The organism is Bradyrhizobium sp. STM 3561 (assembly GCF_045571455.1).
Lineage (GTDB): Bacteria > Pseudomonadota > Alphaproteobacteria > Rhizobiales > Xanthobacteraceae > Bradyrhizobium > Bradyrhizobium vignae.
In genome coordinates, this window is record NZ_CP120696.1 from 1 (window position 1) to 20,749 (window position 20,749).

General features: G+C 61.7%; 21 protein-coding genes and 1 pseudogene. 6 read left to right on the forward strand and 16 right to left on the reverse strand.

The window, feature by feature from the left end; genetic code table 11:
- From P6U28_RS39355 to P6U28_RS39365, 3 genes are all read left to right on the forward strand, one after another.
- Positions 1 to 1,074 (forward strand): HWE histidine kinase domain-containing protein, encoded by a 1,074-nt coding sequence (locus P6U28_RS39355; RefSeq protein WP_407123356.1) that lies wholly within the window; start codon positions 1 to 3, stop codon positions 1,072 to 1,074.
- Positions 1,075 to 1,286: 212 nt separating this feature from the next.
- Positions 1,287 to 1,511: a hypothetical protein gene (locus tag P6U28_RS39360; protein ID WP_407123357.1), complete on the forward strand. Its 225-nt coding sequence runs from the start codon at positions 1,287 to 1,289 to the stop codon at positions 1,509 to 1,511.
- 89 nt (positions 1,512 to 1,600) lie between these two features.
- Positions 1,601 to 2,002: a response regulator gene (locus P6U28_RS39365; protein ID WP_407123358.1), complete on the forward strand. Its 402-nt coding sequence runs from the start codon at positions 1,601 to 1,603 to the stop codon at positions 2,000 to 2,002.
- Between the two features lie 166 nt (positions 2,003 to 2,168).
- On the opposite strand, the pseudogene P6U28_RS39370 reads toward P6U28_RS39365, so the two are convergent.
- From P6U28_RS39370 to P6U28_RS39420, 11 genes and pseudogenes are all read right to left on the reverse strand, one after another.
- Positions 2,169 to 2,381, reverse strand: a pseudogene (locus tag P6U28_RS39370) (helix-turn-helix domain-containing protein); the annotation flags it as partial.
- A 12-nt stretch (positions 2,382 to 2,393) separates the two neighbouring features.
- Complete coding sequence (locus tag P6U28_RS39375; protein ID WP_407123359.1) at positions 2,394 to 2,924, reverse strand: Crp/Fnr family transcriptional regulator; 531 nt, start codon at positions 2,922 to 2,924, stop codon at positions 2,394 to 2,396.
- Positions 2,925 to 3,085: 161 nt separating this feature from the next.
- On the reverse strand, positions 3,086 to 4,891 hold the full coding sequence (locus tag P6U28_RS39380; protein ID WP_407123360.1) for a glycoside hydrolase family 15 protein: 1,806 nt from the start codon (positions 4,889 to 4,891) through the stop codon (positions 3,086 to 3,088).
- 2 nt (positions 4,892 to 4,893) lie between these two features.
- A complete protein-coding gene (locus P6U28_RS39385; protein WP_407123495.1) occupies positions 4,894 to 5,955 on the reverse strand; it encodes an SDR family oxidoreductase in 1,062 nt (353 codons plus the stop codon).
- A 5-nt stretch (positions 5,956 to 5,960) separates the two neighbouring features.
- The gene (locus P6U28_RS39390) at positions 5,961 to 6,371 is read right to left on the reverse strand and encodes a sensory rhodopsin transducer (protein ID WP_407123361.1); all 411 of its coding nucleotides are present in this window, start codon (positions 6,369 to 6,371) and stop codon (positions 5,961 to 5,963) included.
- Position 6,372: 1 nt separating this feature from the next.
- Positions 6,373 to 6,816 carry a PPC domain-containing DNA-binding protein gene (locus P6U28_RS39395; protein ID WP_407123362.1) on the reverse strand — a complete coding sequence of 148 codons (444 nt, stop codon included), beginning with the start codon at positions 6,814 to 6,816 and terminating at the stop codon, positions 6,373 to 6,375.
- Positions 6,817 to 6,853: 37 nt separating this feature from the next.
- The gene (locus P6U28_RS39400) at positions 6,854 to 8,506 is read right to left on the reverse strand and encodes a GMC family oxidoreductase (RefSeq protein ID WP_407123363.1); all 1,653 of its coding nucleotides are present in this window, start codon (positions 8,504 to 8,506) and stop codon (positions 6,854 to 6,856) included.
- Positions 8,496 to 9,146, reverse strand: a complete 651-nt coding sequence (locus P6U28_RS39405; RefSeq protein WP_407123364.1) for a gluconate 2-dehydrogenase subunit 3 family protein — start codon at positions 9,144 to 9,146, stop codon at positions 8,496 to 8,498. Before P6U28_RS39405 ends, P6U28_RS39400 begins: the two co-directional genes overlap by 11 nt.
- The gene (locus tag P6U28_RS39410; RefSeq protein ID WP_407123496.1) at positions 9,139 to 10,077 is read right to left on the reverse strand and encodes a hypothetical protein; all 939 of its coding nucleotides are present in this window, start codon (positions 10,075 to 10,077) and stop codon (positions 9,139 to 9,141) included. Before P6U28_RS39410 ends, P6U28_RS39405 begins: the two co-directional genes overlap by 8 nt.
- 23 nt (positions 10,078 to 10,100) lie before the next feature.
- Positions 10,101 to 11,207, reverse strand: a complete 1,107-nt coding sequence (locus P6U28_RS39415; protein ID WP_407123365.1) for an enolase C-terminal domain-like protein — start codon at positions 11,205 to 11,207, stop codon at positions 10,101 to 10,103.
- Positions 11,207 to 12,982: a thiamine pyrophosphate-requiring protein gene (locus P6U28_RS39420; protein ID WP_407123366.1), complete on the reverse strand. Its 1,776-nt coding sequence runs from the start codon at positions 12,980 to 12,982 to the stop codon at positions 11,207 to 11,209. The genes P6U28_RS39415 and P6U28_RS39420 overlap by 1 nt, the downstream gene beginning before the upstream one ends.
- 284 nt (positions 12,983 to 13,266) lie before the next feature.
- Here P6U28_RS39420 and P6U28_RS39425 point away from each other — a divergent pair, with 284 nt between their 5' ends.
- From P6U28_RS39425 to cax, 3 genes are all read left to right on the forward strand, one after another.
- A complete protein-coding gene (locus P6U28_RS39425; RefSeq protein ID WP_407123367.1) occupies positions 13,267 to 13,626 on the forward strand; it encodes a BA14K family protein in 360 nt (119 codons plus the stop codon).
- A 92-nt stretch (positions 13,627 to 13,718) separates the two neighbouring features.
- Positions 13,719 to 14,717 carry an AI-2E family transporter gene (locus P6U28_RS39430; protein WP_407123368.1) on the forward strand — a complete coding sequence of 333 codons (999 nt, stop codon included), beginning with the start codon at positions 13,719 to 13,721 and terminating at the stop codon, positions 14,715 to 14,717.
- 54 nt (positions 14,718 to 14,771) lie between these two features.
- Positions 14,772 to 15,878: a calcium/proton exchanger gene (gene cax, locus P6U28_RS39435; protein WP_407123369.1), complete on the forward strand. Its 1,107-nt coding sequence runs from the start codon at positions 14,772 to 14,774 to the stop codon at positions 15,876 to 15,878.
- A gap of 243 nt (positions 15,879 to 16,121) precedes the next feature.
- Here the strand turns inward: cax and P6U28_RS39440 are convergent, their stop codons facing one another.
- The 5 genes from P6U28_RS39440 to P6U28_RS39460 form a co-directional block, all read right to left on the reverse strand.
- Positions 16,122 to 17,387 carry a c-type cytochrome gene (locus tag P6U28_RS39440; protein WP_407123370.1) on the reverse strand — a complete coding sequence of 422 codons (1,266 nt, stop codon included), beginning with the start codon at positions 17,385 to 17,387 and terminating at the stop codon, positions 16,122 to 16,124.
- A gap of 10 nt (positions 17,388 to 17,397) precedes the next feature.
- Complete coding sequence (locus P6U28_RS39445; protein WP_407123371.1) at positions 17,398 to 19,164, reverse strand: GMC family oxidoreductase; 1,767 nt, start codon at positions 19,162 to 19,164, stop codon at positions 17,398 to 17,400.
- Positions 19,165 to 19,173: 9 nt separating this feature from the next.
- Entirely contained in the window at positions 19,174 to 19,935 is a 762-nt protein-coding gene (locus tag P6U28_RS39450) for a gluconate 2-dehydrogenase subunit 3 family protein (protein ID WP_407123372.1), read from the reverse strand.
- Between the two features lie 125 nt (positions 19,936 to 20,060).
- Complete coding sequence (locus tag P6U28_RS39455) at positions 20,061 to 20,228, reverse strand: hypothetical protein (RefSeq protein ID WP_407123373.1); 168 nt, start codon at positions 20,226 to 20,228, stop codon at positions 20,061 to 20,063.
- A 111-nt stretch (positions 20,229 to 20,339) separates the two neighbouring features.
- Complete coding sequence (locus P6U28_RS39460) at positions 20,340 to 20,732, reverse strand: hypothetical protein (RefSeq protein WP_407123374.1); 393 nt, start codon at positions 20,730 to 20,732, stop codon at positions 20,340 to 20,342.
- Positions 20,733 to 20,749: the final 17 nt, after the last annotated feature.

Sequence of the window (20,749 nt, forward strand, 5' to 3'; positions counted from 1 at the left end):
ATGCGCGATCTGGCTCGGGCCATGATCGACGATCCGCAACTGTTGCTTCCCGCCCTGGTCGACAGCGCCATGGACCAGTGTGAAGCCGCGTCGGGCGGCATCAGCCTGTACGAGCCGGACCCCGCACCCGGAATTTTCCGTTGGCGCCACGTCCGAGGCGAGATGGAGCGGTTCGCCGGCACGACAACGCCGAGATTCTACAGTCCGTGCGGAATCACGCTCGACCAGCGGAGGCCGATCCTCCTGGCGCGACCCGAACGCGCTTACACCTGGCTGCAGGAAGCCAATATCTCCATTCCGGAATGCTTGCTCGTGCCTTTGTACCGGGGAGCGGACGAGCCGCTGGGGACCCTGTGGCTGATCGCGAAGGCCGAAGGCCACTTCGACGCGAACCACGCCGAGATCGCCACGGAGATGGCCTCGTTCGCCGGTTTGGCGCTTCGGGTGGCCGAGCATGATCGTCAGATCGAACAGTCCCTCCGCCGGCAGGAGATGCTCGCCCGCGAAATGAGCCACCGATTGAAGAACGTGCTCGCCGTCGTCCAGGCGCTGCTCAACATGGGCGCAGAGCAGCATCTCACGGGCCGAGACCTGGCGGACGCAATGAGGGGCAAACTGCAGGCGCTTTCGCTTGCGCATGATCTGGTGCAGTCAAGCCGAGCGGAAGAAACCAATCGGGTGACCAGTCTGGCCGTCCTTCTCCGCACCATCCTTCGCCCTTACCCGGTTGAGACGGTCCGGCTCGAAGGGCCGGAGATCCAGCTTGGCAGAAGAGCGACGAATTTCCTCGCGCTAGTGTTCCACGAATTCGCAACGAACGCTGCGAAATATGGAGCGTTATCGACGGCTGGCGGCAAGCTCGACGTCCTATGGCGCCAGGAGGCTGATCGCGTTTACCTGCAATGGGAGGAGAGTGGTGGCCCTGTCGTCCGGAACATTCCGAATTCCGCCGGGTTCGGGTCTCTCCTCGCCGCGAAGAGCATAGATGGGTTGAACGGCTCCCTGTCCCGTGACTGGCCGGAGAGCGGTTTGATCGCAAGGCTCGAGCTGCCGTTAGATCGGCTGACGTCCTAAGTTATCGCATGGGGTGAGATCGCCGGGGACGCAAATTGCCCTTCAGCAAAGTTGCGGTGCGTCTGACCGGGGTCCGGTCATCGGGGCAGAACGGACCGGATTTGGTTCAAACCAAGTTCTTCGCATTTCATCCATTGCGAAAATACCACCGCCCGGTCAATGCGGTGTCCCTGAGGGAGTGCGACGGAAGCCCTGCGAGGATATGATCCAGTATGGACCGCACCTTACTGGAACGGCACCTTGCGTTGGCCGAGCGGCATGCGGCCAACGGACTGCGCCTCATTGAGCATCAAGAGCGACTGATCACAGAGCTTGACAGGTGGGGACACGACACCGGGGCGGCCCAGTCGGTGCTGGCCACCTTACGCGATACACAACGAATTCACGAGCAGGATGTCGAGCGCCTTCAACTTGCGCTGGCCAAGCCGCTGTCTTGAGAGAGTGTTGGCGGCGCGGGTTTCCGGTTTCTTTGGAACTTTGTGCACTTTTGCACTTTTCTATCCCGCCGCGATGTCGCGCAGTGAGGATGGGGCCGGTGCAAAACGAAATGCTGCTCGTCCTCGTTCTTGAGGATGACGTTCTTGTTCAGGATATGGTTCGAGACGCCCTGTCCGACGGTGGATTTGAAACGCAGGTTGTCCCCTCAGGAGAGGAAGCGATTCAACTCCTCGAAGCAGACAGCACCAAACACCGCGCTCTATTGACCGATATCAACGTGCGCGGTTCGCTATCAGGCTGGGACGTTGCCAAACGCGCCAGAGAGCTTAATCCAGAGTTACCAGTGATTTACATGACCGGGGCCGCAGCAGACGAGTGGCCTTCTCACGGCGTGCCGAATAGCATTCTTTTGCACAAGCCATTCGCGCCTGCCCAAGTCGTGACGGCCTTAGCTCAACTGCTCAACCAAACGCCGCCCCCGCATGCGTAAAGCCATCGCAAAAGCCTCCCGCTCGCCGACCATCGGCCGCGGCCCAACGGCCGCGCTGGCGCCTTAACGAGATAGCGACTGCTTCCAATCTCTCGTGTGGTGTGCCCCAGCTTAGCGGCATCATGACGGACGAACCCTCGCTGCCAGCCGTGGTGCGAAGCACGCGCTAGTTTTGTTTGACGTCATTCTCTGGATTTAGCTGTCTTCGATATTCTCGCGCGATCGTGTCGTAACAGGTGCAGGAAACTTGCCGCAGCGCTTGAGAGTTGATGATGTTTACGAGCCCGCGCGAACTGTGAATCAACCCGTCCTTCTCGAGGGCATCAAGGCATTCGGTCACGCTTGCTCGTCGAACACCAAGAAGATGACCCAAGACTTCGTGGGTGAGGGGTCACTTTTCATCATCGAGTGCGTTGCTGGCAACGAGCAACCAACGTGCCAGCCGTTGTTTGAGGGAGTGCACCGCATTGCAGACGCCCGATTGCGAGGTCTGCAGTAAAACGACATCCACATATCTGAGAAGAGCCTTCCTTAAACTCGGGAGCGTCGGCATCATGGAAAGAAATTCAGGGGCGGACAGTCGTATTGCCGTCCCACCGACCTGCACTACTCTGCGATGAGGAGGGCTCTGATCGATCTCCGTCAGCACCAGCGGAGCGCCAATCATTCCCTCGGAGCCAATGAGCCAGGCTTCGATGAACCGGTCCTGCTCCACTCGCGCTGAAACGGAGACCAGTCCGTGCTCTACAAAGTACACGTGCTCCATCGGCAGCCGCCAATGATGCAAGATTTGGCGCGGCGAAATCCGGACCGTCTCCGATCTCGACATGACTTCCAAAAGCTCATGATCCGGGATGAGCCGTAGAAGCCTGTTGCGAACCGGGGTGCCACGAAATGTCCCTTGAGCGTTGGTGTGGATCATCTCCTGTGCGTTCCTGGTTCGTCGGCGAGTCAAACGGAACCAGCCACTGGAAGTTCCATCCAGCGGTCAGTGCAGCGATTCTATTTGCTGTGAAGGGCTCGATAGCACTCCAGCCCCATCTTCTGCTACCCGGGAAAGAAACTCTCACCGCAAAAGCACCGTTACACTCCACCCTCGCGCTGAGGGGATCGCTCGTGCTCCTCGCCTCGATCTGAAACCTTCGCGCTGAAGCGGAGCGCCGTGCGTACCAGCGCGAGGTGACTGAGCGCCTGGGGGAAGTTGCCGGCAAGCCGTCCCGCATGCACGTCATATTCCTCTGACAGCAAGCCGAGATCGTTCGCTGCATCGAGTAGGCGCTGAAAAGTCCTCTCGGCCTCGGCCTTCCTGCTCTGCATCAGTTGACAATCCGCGAGCCAGCCGCTGCAAGCGAGGAAAGCGGCTTCCCTCACCTCTTTCTTCGGTCCCCAACGGTGCACATAACCTTCCTGAACCAACTCCCGCTCGATCGTCGCGATGGTCTTGCGGACGCGTTCATCCGTCACCGGCAGGAAGCCAACAAGAGGGAGATTCAGCAGGCTGGCGTCGACCTTCTCGCTGCCGTAGAACCCGACAAAAGTGCCGAGCGACGGATCGAAGGCCCGATCGCAAATCTCGCGATGCATCCTGTCCCTCAGCGCGCGCATCCGTTCGAGCTGATCTAGAGCCGAGCCAGAATGAAGGTCTTGGCGTCTGACGAAGCGGTCGACGGCTGCCCAGGCAGAGACCTTTGAATAGGTGTAGTGACGCGGTTTTCCCCTGAGCTCCCACAGACCGTGATCCGGAAGCTCCCAAACCCGCTCGTCGTGTTCGACGACAGAAGTGATGAGCATGACCTCGCGGCCGGAAGGGCTGATCCCAGCCTTCGCAGCTGCGGAAACCGAATCCACCAGCTCTCCATATACGTCGAGTTGGAATTGGGAGGCTGCAGCGTTCCCAATGCGGACCGGTTCAGCCCAGTTGCATCCCGGCAGCCAGGATGCAACCCACTCTTCGAGGCGCCTTGAACCATCGACGCGATACATAATCCGCATCTTGTCCGGCTCGCCGGCGACCGCTCGGAGAAGCCAGTCCCGAAATGATTCAGCTTCCTCGTGATAGCCGGCGTCCAGAAGCGCACTCAGAGTGAAGGTCGCGTCGCGAAGCCAGCAATAGCGGTAGTCCCAGTTCATATCGCCAGCCATGGCCTCAGGAAGAGAAGTCGTCGGCGCTGCGATGATGCCGCCCGACGGGCGAAAGATCATAGCCTTCAAAGTCAGGAGAGAGCGCCGGACTGCGTCCGGCCATTTCGTCTGAAACCGGAATTGCTGGATCCAGGTGCGCCAATATTGCTGCGTTGCGGACAAACTGCTCTTGACCCCGAGCGGCGGCGGCGGATGGGCATTGGAGGCACCGTATCGCAAGCAGAAATCGACCTGTCGTCCTTCTTCCACCTCGAGCTCCGCCACAATGCTGGAGCCCTCACGTCGGAGCGACGTCGGTGAATGCAGCACGACCAGGTCGGGTCCGACGAACGCGATTGCCCGCACATCTTCGACTTCGATCGAAGGGCGCAACGATCCGTAATCGAACCGAAGGTCCAGCTCGCTTCGGACTTGCACCTTTCCTCGAACCCCCTGCACCACTCTCATGATGGCGCAAGCTCCATCGTGGACGGGCATGAAGTCCACCAGCCTGATGCACCCCGAAAACGTTTCGAGTTCGGTCTCAAGGATGAGCGTATCAGCCTGATAGCGTCGACAGCTACAGCGGTATGACGCGCTTGGCGCCACCTTCCAGCGGCCATTCGCGGGAGTACCCAACAGCGCGGCGAAACAAGCATCGGAATCGAAACGAGGCCAGCACAACCAGTCTATCGAACCTTTGCGATCGATGAGCGCAGCCGTCTGGCCATCTCCGATCATCCCGTAGTCTTCGATCAATCTTGGCACGATCAGCGCGCCTTCAGCCGGTCAGTGCGCCGCTGTTCCGCACGCGCGGCACTCGAGCCGCTGCGCTTCGTGCTCCAGACAAACAGCACCCCAAGCAGCGTTCCTGCTAACAAGGTGGCGGCATGAGGCACCCATCGGTCGAGCGTGCCGAAGGAAATCGTGGCAGAGGACGCGGATTCAGCGCTGAAGCTTCCGCGCGTGCGGTGAAGCGAACGCACTGGCTCGTACAGATTATCGATCCGATCGGGACCGATCGGATCGTCGGTCTGCTGGCCTTCGACGCAAACCTTGGCTAGATATCGATCCAGCAGCCCCGGCATGAGCATATTGCCGAGGATGACCTTCAGAGTGCTCAAGCCGATCCAATACTCGCGGGCCGGCCTGCACGCCGCCCGGAAGACGGCTTCCGCGATGGCTTCTGGCTCCACCACCGGAGCGACAGGCCGTGGAGCTCGCGCCATGTGCGCTCTCGCCCAGTCGAACTGGGGGGTATTGACGGCAGGGAGCTGCAGCATTGTGAGCGTGATCCGGCTCCGTTCGTGGATCAATTCGGCACGGAGCGAATCCGTGAAGCCTCTGATTGCATGCTTTGCTCCACAGTAAGCTGATTGCAGGGGAATGCCGCGATACGACAGCGCCGATCCAATCTGGATAATGGATCCTCGATTGGCCGGCCGCATGTGGCGGAGCGCCGCCATCGTGCCGTGAACGAAGCCGAGATAGGTAACCTCGGTCACGCGCCGGAATTCATCCGGCGTTATCTTCCAGGTGGGTGAAAAAACGGTCACCATCGCGTCGTTCACCCAGACGTCGATGTGTCCGAAAACCCCGGCCACTCGGTCCGCCGCGGCAAACACCGCGGCCGCATCGGCCACATCCAAGGAGAGGACGATAGCCGATCCTCCAAGCTTTGCGACCTCGTCTCGCACTTCTTCGAGAGCCGCCGGGTCGCGGGCGATGAGTCCCATGGAGAAGCCTGCCCGCGCGAAGCGGTGGGCGACCGCGCGACCGACGCCTGCGGACGCACCGGTGATCACGACCACCTTGGTCGGCTTGACCGGCAAGTCATTCATGCCTGGGCTCCCTCTGTGCTGGTGGTCGATGTCTCGACGGCAGGAAATGCGATGGTGGTAAGCAGCGCCATCGCGGGCTGGCGGGAATCGAGCCTCGTATGTTGAACGACCACGGGCGCACTCGCCTCGATGAGAGACGCATAGCTTGTGTCGCGCGGCACCGGTGCCGGATCGGTCAGATCGTTGAAACGCATGTGGAGAGTGCGTTTGGCGGGTACCGTGACCAGATATGGACCGACCGGCTCCCGCGTCTCGAAGAACAGGGTGATCTTCACCTCGACGTCGCGGTCCCCCGTGTTCAGGAAGCACGCCGCTTCGTGAGAGACGAGATCATGGGCGTCGCTGACGCTGTCGCTTGGAATGTAGCCTTCCGGGATGGCCCAGACCGCGGAGCCAATCTTTCCCATCCTAGTTCTCCAGCCGGATCAGGGCCAATCCGCTCTCGGGATCGTGCCTCTTTCGCAGATGTGTTGGGCTTTCCTCGATAAGGACCTCGAGCGTCGGCCGCACCACGGCCGACCCCAAATGTCCGGCAAGTGCGGTCCCGTCGCGCCTGCCGACCACCAGATGAACGTGAACGGAAGGCTCGCCCGAGGGATCAAGGGCGACATCACCGATCAAAGAAGCGACCTCGACCTGTTCGTCAACCCGGTTGTCCAAGTACTCCTTCCTTTCCCAGTCGAAGTACTTCAGGACGACCTCGCTGAAGGCTCCGATGCCGGTGATCTGTGCCGCAGATATCCGTTGCTCCTTCGCGAAGGACGACAGGCAGCTCATCGCTTCTTCGCCGGTCTCGAGCACTACAGCCAAGGTCCGCTGGGCTCCGTTCTTGCTCAGAACTTTGTGTCTCATGTCATCCCTCTTTCGATCCCCAAGATATTCGCGCGCATCAGTGCCGCATCTCTCCTTGACGGGCCAAAGCACGGATGCGATCAGCCGTCCGGCACGCGATCGCCTGGATCGTCAACGATGGGTTGGCGCCCCCCACAGTCGGGAAGACAGAGCCATCGCAGATCCATAAGTTTGGAATGTCCCAGCTCCGGCAGTCCGCATCGACGACGCTGGTGCTGGCATCGCTGCCCATGCGCGCGGTGCCGTTCAGATGGCAAGTGTCGTCGTCTTGGATCCAGATGTCGGTTGCGTCCACCGCCTCGAGCGCGCGCCTCATGAATTTGAGCGAGTGATCGATCAGACGTTTGTCGTTGTCGCACCAGGAATAGGTGATCCGGGGAATCCGCAGTCCATACTGGTCGACCTCGTCGGCCAGGGTCACCCGATTCGATTCCTGCGGCAGCATCTCGCCGACGATCTTGAGACCGACCACGTGATTGTAGTCCTTCATGGTCTCGACGAGGCTGTTCCCCCATAGGCCGCGAGCACTGAACAAGGTGTTGGCCCAGAGTTGCGGCAGCGGACCCTGGCTCATGTACGAATAGCCGCCGAAAAAATCCTTGCCCTTGTCTTCATAATTCCAGTGCTCGGTGATGGCGAGCGAGGGCGGCCCCTTGTATGAACGCACCTCCTGCGCGAGCCGCCCCCACACAGCCTGATTGGACTGCGCCATCAGGTTCTTCCCGACCAAACCCGAACTGTTGGCAAGGCCGTCCGGATAGCGAGGCGTCGCAGAGTTCAACAATAGCCGTGGCGTCTCGATCGCGTAGCCGGCGACAACGACGTTGCGCGCGCGCTGAAAACGCCAAGCGCCTTCCCGGTAATAGTGAACCCCGGAGACGAGGCCCGACGGCTCAACCTCGATGCGGCCGACCATCGCGAGATCGCGGATCTCCGTGCCAGCGGCGATCGCGCGCGGAATCCAGGTGACCAACGCGCTCTGCTTGGCGTTCGTCGAGCAGCCGGTGACGCAAAACCCGCGATAGACGCAAGGATGAGCCGGCCCTCGCGGCGCAGACAGCGTTGCGAGCGGCGTCTCCGTCCACTTGATGCCCAGCGCCTCGCAACCCTTCGCCATCGCCCAAGCCGCGCCGTTCAACGGGTGCGCGCGATACGGGTATCGCGGACGCGGCGGGCCCCACGGATAGGTCACTGGGCCGGCTATTTTCAGCGCCTGCTCAACTTCGGTGTAGTAGCCCCACATCTCGCGCCAATCGAGTGGCCAGTCGGCGCCGTAGCCAAGCACGGTGCGCGACTTGAACCATTCCGGCCGGAAGCGCAGCGAGACCATGGCGAAGTGCACCGTGGAGCCGCCCACGGCCTTGCCGCTATTGTTGCTGCCGAGCTGCAGCGGATTGGCGCCGTCGACGATGCGATCATCGGTCCAATACAGCTTGGTCTGCTCGGATTCGTCGGAAGCAAAATCCTCAAGCGGCCTGAAATAGGGACCAGCGTCGAGCGCAACGACCGAGAACCCGTATTCGGCCAGCTTGCAGGCGAGTGTGCCCCCGCCCGCGCCCGTCCCGACGATAACAAAATCGACCGGCTCGCTTTCCCGGTGTTGCCGCATCGGCACCCAGCCGCCAGGACGGAAGACGTCCGGCGCCCGGCCAACACATGCTCGCGGGTGATGCAAGGGATCATCGGACATGGCGATTGCTCCGGCGCGCTGCAGCCTCGTTGCCGTCTTTCGCCTCGGCGGCTTCCCAGGGGTCGCGCTCGTCCATATCGAGGCGCACGTAGCCGCGTGGGCTCGCGGGACCGCCCCAGCCGACCTCGCTCCAGGCGGTCGGGTGGGCGTAGTAGGCAAGCACGATGTCGCGGCCCAGGCGATGCTTGAAGAAGACCTCGCATCGCATTTCGCCCCATTCGCCTGAATTCAATTCCCCGGATTGAGCGGCATGTAGCAGCTTGGCCTGCAAGGGCTCCGGCAGCTCCGTAAAACGCTTGCCGTAAGCCGCTGTGGCTTCCGCGTTCAGCGCTCGCAGGCCATGACGCCATGCCTCGCCGTCCCTGGGCATGCCGGACCTGCGGTATCCGTCCATGACCTGATCGATCAGCTTGCGATCGACCAGCGCGGCGATCGGCACCGGCGGACGGTCGCACGGCTGCGGAACGATGCGATCGGCGATCGCCACGACGGCCTTGTATTCGTCCGCTGTGAAGAAGCGCGGCTCGGGCACGATCGCCAGCCGCCGTCTGATGACCTCACGCGTCTTGTCGTTCCAAGATGGACCCGACCGTTTGGCGAGAACGTCATATCCTGGATACCGATCACTTCGTTCATGCATCGGGTTGCACCTTCATGAGACCGAGTGCGGCCAGACCCGCAAGCGCGAGGCCTGCAAAGCTTGGCGGCGCCGGCAGCGGCGGTCCGTTCAGGATGTTCTGGCTCCAGTTGCGCCAGCCGCCCATATTTCGCGAGACGCCGTACGCGTGGAAGCCGACACCGGCCACGCCCATGGCGGTCAGCAAACGCATCCACCAGCGGGTGAACAGATGCGTTCTGGCCGCCCCGCTTCCAGCGGCCCACAGCAGAAGAGCTGCTCCGATCGGCGGCAGTGTCACCGGCAAAAGCATGAAGGGGTTGTGATAGGCGCCGCGAAAATGGAGCAATCCTGCCTCACCGGTCGTGCCGAGCAGGCCTGCGCCCGCGACCGCGGCGATCGTACGTCCCGCCGGTAGACCGAAGATGCGCGGGCGCGTCCGCCTCGCTCCACGCACCCGTTCCGAACAGAAGCCGAGCAGCCCCGACAGCAGAATCGCCATGGGTGCGCCGAGCGGCGCGCCGTAGAACAGATTTTGCCAGCTGAAGCCACCCACGCGCTTGCCGACGTTATAGAGATGGAATCCGGAGCCGACCAGGCCGGTCGCCGCCGCAAGCAGATAAATGGCATCGCGCGCCTTGTGCGCGAAGGGGCGCATGTCAGCGGTGCCGTGCAGGCTCGTCGCCATCGTGAGCGCCGAAACCAGCAGCGGCGTGTACATGGCCTTATTCTTGAACGAGCCCCGGTAATGTTCGACGCTGGAATCGGCGAGCACCGAGGCTGCGAGCGTTCCTGCAGCCCGGTTGAGCTTTCGCGCCGTTTCCACGGTTTGCCCACAGCTGGAGCGATTGCGACGCGGGGCCAAGCGGGTTTCGGATCTGCCAGCCGGCGCGGATGCGGCCGACAACAGTGAGACAAGGACGACCCCGGATGCCGCGATTCCGGCCATCACCATCAGGTCGCGTTCTCCGGGCGACCTCATGCGGCCTCCGGTACGGCGTAGGCAGCGGCATCGGCGCGCTTGAAGATCAGCCCATTCCCCGGGACGGTCAGATCGGGGGTAATCCGGCCGTCATGGGGCCGCGCCGCGCCATCGAAAAGCATATGCTCGATGCGGACGTGATCGTGAAACCATTCGAGGTGACGCATGCGGGGCGCGGCACAGGCGACAGGCAGATGCAGGGCCGGCGCACAGTGAGCAGAAAGGTCGACGTGAAAGGAATTGCACAACGCTGCGATCTCGAGAAAGCCGGTGAAGCCGCCGCATCGCGTCGCGTCCGCCTGCTGCACATCCACCGCACCGCTCGCAAGCATGGTGCGCACATAGTCGACGGTGTAGGCGTACTCGCCGGCGGCCACATCCATTCCGAACGGCGCATGTTGCCGCACCATCGCCAGTCCAGGCAGGTCGTCAGACGAGACCGGCTCCTCGAACCATCTGACGTCCTGCTCGGCGAAGATGTGCGCCAGCCGGATCGCCTGCCTGGGGGTGAAGGCGCCGTTAGCGTCCACGAACAGTGCGGCATCGCCGATCGCGCGCTTGGCCACCGCCACGCGATGGGGATCCCGCTCAGGCTCGGAGCCGATCTTCATCTTGACGAATGCGCAGCCGTCCTTCGCAACCCAGCCTCCGAGCTGCTGCTCCAGCTCCGCGTCGGAATAGGTGGTGAAGCCGCCGCTGCCATAGATCGGTATGGAGGTGTGGCGCGCGCCGAGAAGCACGGCGAGCGGCAAATCGAGTAGGCGCGCCTTGAGGTCATGCAGCGCGGTATCGATCGCGGAGATAGCCGTTGCCGCGAGGCCTGCGCGGCCAAGGTTGCGGACAGCCCGCTGCATGGCCGCAAAACAGGCTTCGGGCGCCAGGGCATCCTTTCCCGCGATCACAGCACCGAGCTTGTCCCGAATCAACCCGACAATGCAGGCGCTCGCATAGGTGTAACCGAGGCCGACCCGTCCCCCGCCCTCGACCTCGACGAGCACGATGGTAGTGGAGTTCCAGGCGATCGTGCCGTCCGCCTCGGGTCGATCGGTCGGGACCGTGTACGCCTCGGCGCGCACGCTACGGATTGGGACGTCGGATCGCATCAGTCTTTCCCAGGCAAGACACTCGTCAACAATTCCTTCGCGCTGTTCTTGAGCACGCTTCCCAGCTCCGGCTCTGACGGGATCATGCTGACGAAGTTCTTGGCATCCTTCAGCGTGATGTGCGGAGGCAGCGGCGGCACGTTGGGATCGGTATACGCTTCGAGGATCACAGGCCGATCGGCCGCGAGCGCCTCGTCCCACGCCGCACCGACGCGATCGGGATTGTCCACAAAGATGCCTTTGAGGCCGAGCAGCTCGGCGTAGCGATGATAGGGGAAGTCAGGAATGCTTTGGGTCGACTCGGTCTTACCCGCGCCGAGCTGGATGCGCTCTTCCCAAGTCACCTGATTGAGATCGCGGTTGTTGAGCACCAGCACGATCAGCCGCGGGTTCGACCAGCGTTTCCAGTATTTGGAAATGGTGATCATGACGTTGAGGCCGTTCATCTGCATAGCGCCGTCGCCCATGCACGCGATGACGGTGCGATCGGGAAAAGCCATCTTTCCTGCAACGGCGTAAGGCGTCCCGGCGCCGAGCGAGGCAAGACCACCCGAGAGCGACGCCTTCATGCCCCGCCGCATCCGCAGATCGCGCGCGTACCAATTAGCTACTGAGCCGGAATCCGCGGTGATGATGGCGTTGTCAGGTAGCCGCGGCGACAACTCCCAGAACACCCGCTGCGGATTGAGCGGCTCGGCGGAATTCATCGCTCGTTCCTTCAGCGTGTCCCACCACTCGGCCATGCCCTTCTCGGTGTCGCGGCGCCAGGACGAGTCCTTCTTCTGCGTGAGCAGCGGCAGAAGCGCGCGCAGCGTCGTCGCGCTGTCGCCAACCATGTTGACCTCCATGGGATAGCGCAGGCTCAGTCGGCCGCCATCGATGTCGATTTGCACGCCGCGCGCGGCCCCTGGCTTCGGCAGAAACTCACTATAGGGAAAGGCGGAGCCTACCATCAGGAACGTGTCGCAGTTCTTCATGAGGTCCCAGCTTGGCCGCGTCCCCAACAGGCCGATGGATCCGGTGACGAACGGCAGGTCGTCCGGCACCGCGGCTTTGCCGAGCAGCGCCTTGGCGACTCCGGCCTGCAGGCGCTGGGCGACTTCGATCACCTCGTCCGTTGCCTCCAACGCACCTGCGCCGACGAGCATCGCCACCTTGCTGCCTGCATTGAGAACATCGGCAGCGGCGCGAAGCAGCGCCTCATCCGGCAGCTTGGCCGGACCGGCATAACCGACGCCGGTGTGAGTTGCGCCGTGCGCCATCGGCGGATCCTCGTAGTCGAGCTCCTGGAGATCGTTTGGCAGGATCACGCAAGTTACGGCGCGCTTAGTGTGCGCGATGCGCACCGCGCGGTCGATCAGATGACGGACCTGTTCGGGCACGCTCGCCATAGCCACATATTCGGTTACGCCCTGAAACAAGGTCTGGAGATCGACCTCCTGCTGATAGCTCGCACTGATCGCGCTGCGTGCCTGCTGCCCGACGAGAGCAACGACCGGGACGTGGTCCATTTTGGCGTCGTATAGGCCGTTCAGAAGGTGGATCGCTCCCGGTCCGGAGGTCGCGTAGCAAAGACCGACCTCGCCGGTGAACTTCGCATGCGCCGAGGCCATGAAGGCGGCCATCTCCTCGTGGCGAACTTGGACGTACTCGATCGTGTCTTTGGCCTTTTCAAGCGCCACGTCGAGGCCGCCCACTCCGTCACCGGGATAACCGTAGACGCGCTTCAAACCCCACTCGGACAGACGATGCCAAACGAATTCGCTGATGTTCATTGGAGGATCCCGATGAAAAGCGCCGCACGCGGCGAAGTCACACGAGAGCCAACGTGCACTGTGCTCAAACGTTGCAGCCTTGCGCGGATTTCAGGTCGTGCAGAGCGCGAAAAACGCTGCGCATTGTACGGTACCGCACAGATGGTCAATCCCTTCGGTCCGCTTGCTCTGCGTTGAAGACACTGGGCGTGCGACCGTCTGACGCCCACCTCCCAGAATGCGCAATCGGAACGCAAGGTGGCGAGCCGCCGTTTCATCGCACACGACAACTCAAGGAGTCATGCATGAGATTGCCACGTTCTCTTCTGTCACTCACCGCCATCGCGGTCTCGCTCACCGCGGGCTCCGCCGCGCTCGCGGCGCCCATCGCGCCTTCCTCGCTCGTCCCTCCGAGCGCACCCGTAGAACAGGTGCAGTACAGACATTGGCACCATGATTGGCACCGCCCGTACTGGCATAGGCACTACGGTCCGGGCGCTGCGGTCGTGGGCGGGCTTGCCGCTGGAGCTCTCATCGGGAGCGCGATCGCTAACAGCGAGGGGAGGGCCGATGCGAGCGCATACTGTGCACAACGCTACGAATCCTATGACCCGGCATCGGGCACTTACCTCGGCTACGACGGTGCCCGCCACCCGTGCCCATAGCGGCGACGCGGGATAGAGGGCCTGGGGCTCTCCGTGGTGTCAACTGCGCGCCTTCGGTGTGCGACTTCAAGGAGGCGATCGGAGGCGCGCGAATGGACAGAGCGGAATTCACGAAGCGGGTTGCGATCGTGGTGGGGATCGCGACCGTTCCGTTTTTGCTGTGGTACTTTCGATCAGTGGTCCTAGTCGCGGTGGGTGCCGCGCTGCTGTCGGTCGTCCTGGATCTCCTCAGCCATCCCTTGCGCTGGTGCGGACTTCCGAGGGCCGCCTCCATCGCCGTGACCCTTCTCGTCGTGTTTGGATTTCTGGCGGCGGGCGGGTACGTGTTCGGCACCACATTGGCCAACGAGATGCAAGACGTGATCGATCGCGCGGACACCGCCGCCCGGGCAATCGCGGGCGACCTGCAGCGATCGGCATGGGGCACAACACTTCTGAAGCATATGGGCGACAGCCAGCTGTCGCTCGCAAGCTGGGCAGGCAACATTGCAGCCGTGAGCAGCAGCGTATTCGGCTCGATAGTGGTGATGATCGCTGCCGCGGGATATGTCGCCGCTCAGCCCGGGCTGTATCGAGCGGAACTGCGCAGGCTTCTTCCAAGAACAAGTGCCGAGCAAGGCGAAGCGACCGCGAGGCGAATCGTGCGGACGCTGAAGCTGTGGTGCATTGGGCAAGCACTTCAGATGCTACTCGTTGGTGCGCTGACCACGTTTGCCGTATGGCTGATCGGCTTGCCCTCGCCGCTCGCGCTGGGCGTTATCGCCGGAGTTGCCGAACTTATTCCCTACATCGGCCCCTTCATCGCGGCAGTCCCCGCGCTGCTCGTGGCGACCGCCCAAGGCTGGTCGACCTTGGGCTGGACCCTGCTGGCCTACATTGCCATTCAGCAGATCGAAGGAAATCTGATGCTCCCGATCGTCCAGCGGCGCTTGGTGGCGATCCCTCCCGCAATAATGCTGTTCGGCATTCTCGCCGTAGGCACCTTGTTCGGTTTGCAGGGGGTGGTGTTCGCGGCGCCGATCACCGTCATGATCTATACCGCGATAAGTCAAACCTACTGCAAACCGAGCGGCGCTTGTAATCACCACTGAGGCTGGCGCACCAAGGCCGCGGTTCCATGCGCCTCGTCCGCCGGAGGTCACCCGATGTCTCAAATTAGCTCCGACATGACCGAGTCCGACAGGCAACCAACGATCCTTTTCGGACTACTTGCCCTCGTTCCGATCTCCTTGGGGCTCAAATATGCGGATGCGCCCGAGCTCGCGACCTTCGTTGCGAGCGCGGGCGCAATTGCGGTGCTTGCCGAGTGGATCCGCCGTGGAACGGAGCAATTGGCGCGGCACGCGGGCCCGACGATCGGCGGTCTCGTCATGGTGAGCTTTGGCAGCGTGGCGGAACTCGTGCTGGCTCTGTTTATCCTTGTAAGCGGCGAGACATCAGTGGTTCAGGCCCAGATCACGGGCTCGATCATCGGGACAAGTCTTTTCGGCTTGGGCATAGCCATTTTGGTGGGCGGGGCGTCGCGACGGCGCCAAAAATTCAGCTCCAGCAAAGCGAGCCTACTCTCGACCTTGTTGATTCTTGCTGTCATCGCACTCCTATTGCCTGCAATATTTGACTATACCGCCAGGCAGGACCACCTGCACGATGTCCGTTTAACGGACGAGGAGCTGAGCCTCGGCGCGTCTGTCGTGCTGCTCGTCCTCTACGGCGGAAACCTCGCTTATACTTTGATCACCCATCGCGACGCCTTCGCCGATGACGAGGCTCATGGCGAGCCGGCGTGGGGTCTTGGGATGTCCATCGGTGTTGTCGTGGGCTGCACTGCGATCATCGCCGTCGAGGCGGAGATCGTGTCCCGCGTGCTGACTCAGACTGCGGCGGCCCTGAGGATCTCGACCGCGTTTCTCGGCGCGATCGTGCTCGCACTTGTCGGCACCTGCGCAGACCTCTTCGCGGCAAGCTGGTTTGCCCATCGCGACAGGATGACCATCGCATTGAGCATTTGCATCGGATCCGCGATTCAGCTGGTACTTGTCGTGGCCCCTGTTCTTGTCCTGATCTCAACCTTCATGGACGAGCCGATGAGCCTCGTGTTCGACAACCCGCTCTATCTCTTTGCCATCGCGAGCACGGCATTCATCGTCAATGCTGTAGCGCGCGATGGCGAAACCACGTGGTTCGAGGGCCTGCTTCTGCTCGGCGTGTACGTTCTTTTCGCGCTCGGATTCTTCTTCATCGGCCCTGGTTGACGGCTGCGCGGCGCCAGGTCGTCTCAGGCCCGTCGGAAGGCGTCGGAAGGTACATCGGGTATGGACCGCTTCCGCGCTTCCGCTTCTTGTGTTCGCTCCGGAGAATGTGTCGGCTCGCGGTCCCTTTTGAAGGCGCCTTTCATCGCCTGATAGGCGCAATCGCAGGCGTCTCCTTCCATTTGTCAGCGCCGTAGCATGCCGAGCGAGGACCAGGACGCCCGCGCACGTCAGCGGAACATGGGATCATTTTGTTTCTCCTGTGCCCTGCGCGGCCTCACTTGCAATCGATTTCCGCACATCGCCGACTTTAGATGCAGAGACCGGAGGCGCCGAATTTCCCCAGGCGTTCCTGATGTAGGTGGCGAGATCTGCAATCTGTTGGTCCGAGAGCTTCCATTTGAAGGCGGGCATCGAGACCTGCGTAGGGCTCGCATCGGTCGTTGCCGCATGAGCTCCGTTCAAGATCAGCCGCACGATGGTGGTCGGATCTCGGTCTTGGACGGCGCTGTCACCCTGGAGCCGAGGAAACATCGCCGGCACGCCCTGGCCTTCGACCTGATGACAGCCCGAACAATTGTCGACATAGAGCGCTTTACCGGCGGTCGCAGCCTTGGGATCAGGCCGGGTTTGGCCCTCGTTGTGCTCTCCGGCACCTGAAGGCACGTCCTTGAGGTAGGTCGCGATCGCCTTCAGATCTTCATCATTCAGTTTCGAAGTCGAGAAGGTGATGACCTCTGACATCGGACCGTATGCGACCGTGCGCGAATTTCGCCCCGTTTTGAGAAACGCCACGATCTCATCCACCGACCAGTTTCCCAAACCGGAGCGAACATCGGCGGTTAGATTGGGAGCATACCAATTTTCGAGCTTCCCGCCCTGCAGGGCGGACTGCTTCTCGGAAGCTCCGAGCACGTTGTTTGGCGTGTGGCAGGCCCCGCAATGTCCGAGGCCCTCAACCAGATAGGCTCCCCGATTCCATTCAGGCGATTTCTGGCTGTCGGGCTTGTAGGTACCTTCACGGAAGAACAGCTCGTTCCAGCCCTTCATCACGACGCGTTCATTGAGCGGCCACGCGAGCTGGTTCGGCGGGGGGGAGTTGGAGACGGGATCTAGCGAGCTCAAAAACGCCTTTAGAGCGTCGGCATCCTCACGCGTGACTTTAGTGTACCAGGGGTATGGAAAGGCGGGATAAAGATAGCTGCCATCGGCCGATATGCCCTGATGGAGGGCGCGGTAGAACTGATCGTCTGTCCAGTCGCCTATTCCATTCTTTCGGTCGGGCGTGATGTTCGCGGAGTAGATCGTCCCGAAGGGTGTCGGAATGGCGCGTCCGCCGGCGAACGGCTTGCCCCCTGGGGCCGTGTGGCAGGCCTCGCAATCTCCGGCGGCCGCGAGATAGCGGCCTCGCTCGACCTGGCCGAAGGACTGTTGCTCGCCGCGGGCGGGAAATACGCAGAGTGAGGCAAAGGCGCAGGAGCAAGCCAACGCGAACCTTACGAGCGCAATCATCGCGCCTCTCCTACGCTTGGACCAGCGGCCCGGGATTCTTCAGATATTGCGTTCTGATGGCCTGCGCGGACCAGAGGGCCAGTGCGGCTACGGTACCAGTCGGGTTGTAGCCCGGGTTCTGCGGGAAAGCCGAGGAGCCCATCACGAACAAGTTCGAGACATCCCAATGCTGCAGATATCGATTGAGGACGCTCTCGGCGGGATTTGAACCCATGATCGCACCACCAGTATTGTGTGTCGTCTGGTAAGGCGTGATGTCGTAATGTCCCTTCCGGAAATTGCTCCTGATCTCGCGAGGCTTCATGGCGCGCCCGATCTCCTCTGCCTTGCGAGTGAGGAAATCCGACATCTTGTGCTCGTTGTCGGTATAGTCGAACGTCATTCGCATTAGCGGCCGACCGAGGAAGTCGCGGTAGGTCGTATCTAAATCTAGGTGGTTTCCCCGGTGGCTCATGACCGCCCCATGCGTGGAGATCGACATCGAGCGCAGGTAGTTTTGCACAACGGCCTTCTTCCACTTAGACCCCCATTTGGGCGTTCCGTCCGGAACGAGGTGGGTCTCGATAGGACGACCATTCGTATTCCAGCAGGCGATGTAACCGCCTCCGACGAAGCCTAGATTCGTATGGTCGAAATTGTCTCCGTTGAACTCGTCGACGACCGTCCCCAGCGCGCCGGCGCCGATGAAGGGGTTCAGGATCTTGTCGTCGTAGAACACGTCGACGCTCGAGACGATCTGATAGGCGTAGTTCTTGCCGAGCGTCCCGGCTCCTGAGTTGGGGTCGTACGGAGTGCCGATTCCTGACAGGAGCAGAAGATGGACGTTGTGCAAAACGAACGCGCTGAGAATGATCAGGTCGGCCGGCTGCTCGTACTCTTCGCCTTGAGTGTCGACGTAGGTGACGCTGACCGCCCTCTTCCCATCGCTGTCCAGGTTGATCTTGATGACCTCACACTCGGTCTTCAACGTGAAGTTCTTCTTGCGAAGCAGGACCGGGAGGATGGTCGTCTGCGGACTTGCCTTGGAATAGTTACCGCAACCGAATTTCTCGCAGAAGCCGCAATAGGTGCACGGTCCGAGCTGCACGCCGAGCGGGTTGGTGTAAGCGCGAGACATGTTCGCTGATGGCGCGGGGAACGGCGTCAACCCGATATCCCGTGCCGCTTCTGCGAAGAGTGTCGGACCATAGGTCATCGCCATGGGCGGGTTCGGATAGTCTCTGGCACGGGGACCTTCGAACGGATTTCCTCCGGGTTGGGTCTGTCCCCTGATATTGCCGGCCTTGCCCGAAATCCCGCAGAGATATTCCCACTTGTCGTAATGGGGCTCCAGATCGTCGTATGTGATCCCCCAATCCTGGATCGTCATGTTTTCGGGTATCGCCGCTGCGCCATACCGGCTGCTGTTGTGGCTGCGCGCGACGAAGTCGCTCGGCAGGAAGCGCCAGTTCTGTCCATTCCAATGAATTCCCGCCCCGCCGACGCCTGTCCCGGGGAGGAAGGAGCCGAGTTGGCGCATCGGCAGAGCGGTTTCGTTTGCCGAGTTTCGGAAGGTCAGCGTCTCGCGTGCGGGCTCCTGGAAAAGCTCATGGCGGTAATAGTAGCGGAGTTCATCTTGGATGAACGTAGTGGCGAAATCAGTGGTGGTGTCGCGCCATCCTCCCCGCTCCAGCGCCAGTACGTTCAGCCCGGCATCGGTCAGCTCCTGACCCATCAAGGCGCCGGTCCAGCCGAAGCCCACGAGAAGCGCATCGACGGCCGGCAACTTGGTGGCCATATCGATCTCCTATGCTTTCGACGTCCAGTCGGGCCGGCCGTAGATTGCAACGGGCGGCAACGGGTAGCGCTTGCCGTGTTGGTCGACGAAATCCCGATAGTCGTATCTCGCACCGGGAAAGCCGATCATCTTCCAAGCGGCCATGTCCTTGTTTCCGCCGTACATGGGATCGGCGAAGTAACCTTCCTGCGTGTTGAGGAGGAATTGTTTGAAGAATGCCTTGGCATCCACGTTCTGAAGCTTGGCTTTACCTTCTTCGAGTTCCCCGAGGACCGTGTCCTGCTGCTCCATGGAGAGCTCAACAAAGGGCTTCCCGCCGAATTTGTCCCTGCAATAGGCGTCCATCGCCTTGATCGCCGCGCGGTACATCTGCGCCGGCGTCATCCTCGACTGGTAGCCTTGACTATCCGTGCCCTTTGACCAGGGTCCCGCCATATACCAGCGCTCAGCTCTGCCGTAGGCTCCGGCGAGCTGGCGATCGATAAAGAGTGTGACCCCGAGCTCTCGCGCGCCGGGACCCGTCTCATCTTGTGGTATCAGTCGTGACACGGCAGCATCCAGCCAAGCCGCCTCGTCCGCTGACAAGAACCGATATTCACTCCCTGCGACCGGAGATGGTTTGTTCGCCTCGCCCGGCGCCCAAGGGACTTGCTGCGCGATTGTATCTGCCGTTACAGGGGCGGTGGGAAGGGCCAAGGAGCCGGCAGCAAGCCCGGCGGTAAGCAGGTCGCGTCGATTGACTCCCTGCTTCGTCCCTCTTGATGTGGACATGATCGGAACCCCTGTGTGGCGGCGTCAACACTTTGAAGAGGCCGAGGGTTCAACCTGCTGCCCGCGGACTCCAAGGAAAGTTGGTACGCTTCCGCACCGACCCGACGGCCTATGTCTCCGTCAGCTCAGTTGCGGCGCAAATCGGCCTCAAGCAGCCGTACGAACTCAAAGACGTTCTGCGCTTGCGCTGCCTTGAGAAGACAGCGATCCCGTTCTTCGCCGGGCGGCAGCTCTTGCGCCGCTTGCTTCGCTCTTTCGGCGAGCTGCTTCAGTCGCTCGGGGAGCGGCAGCAAGGCTTCGGTGTGGCGACGGCGCCGCCGCTTTTTTGGACTCTTCTGGCGACCTCGCCACGCCAACCGCCTCATGCCGCTCTCCGATTGGACTAGGTCATCAAAGTACGACGCCTACTTGGAATTCCCTTGGTGGGATGAAGTAGAGCCGGTGGTGTTCTGAGATGAGCTAGGCGATTGACCGCCTTTGCTGTCGACGTTCATGGCCTCGAAGACCGACATCCCGTGAGGGCCGATCGTCATCACCACCGGATTTCCGTCCTTGCTCTTGGCCTGGACCACGAAGGACTCTGCAACCACCTTCACGTCCGTGAAGCCCGCCTTCTGGAGGTCCTGCTGAATCTGCTGCGCGGCTGCGAGATTCTGATTGGAGGTGCTCGACTGCTGGGAGGAGGTGCTGGGCTGTTGTGATGCGGCTTGAGACCCTTTCGAAGCGTTCTGAGCGAGCGCGGGGCTTGCGAGAGCAAGTGCTGCGAGTGCCGAGGCAGTGATGATTGCGTGTTTCATTTGGGGCCTTTCTGGTG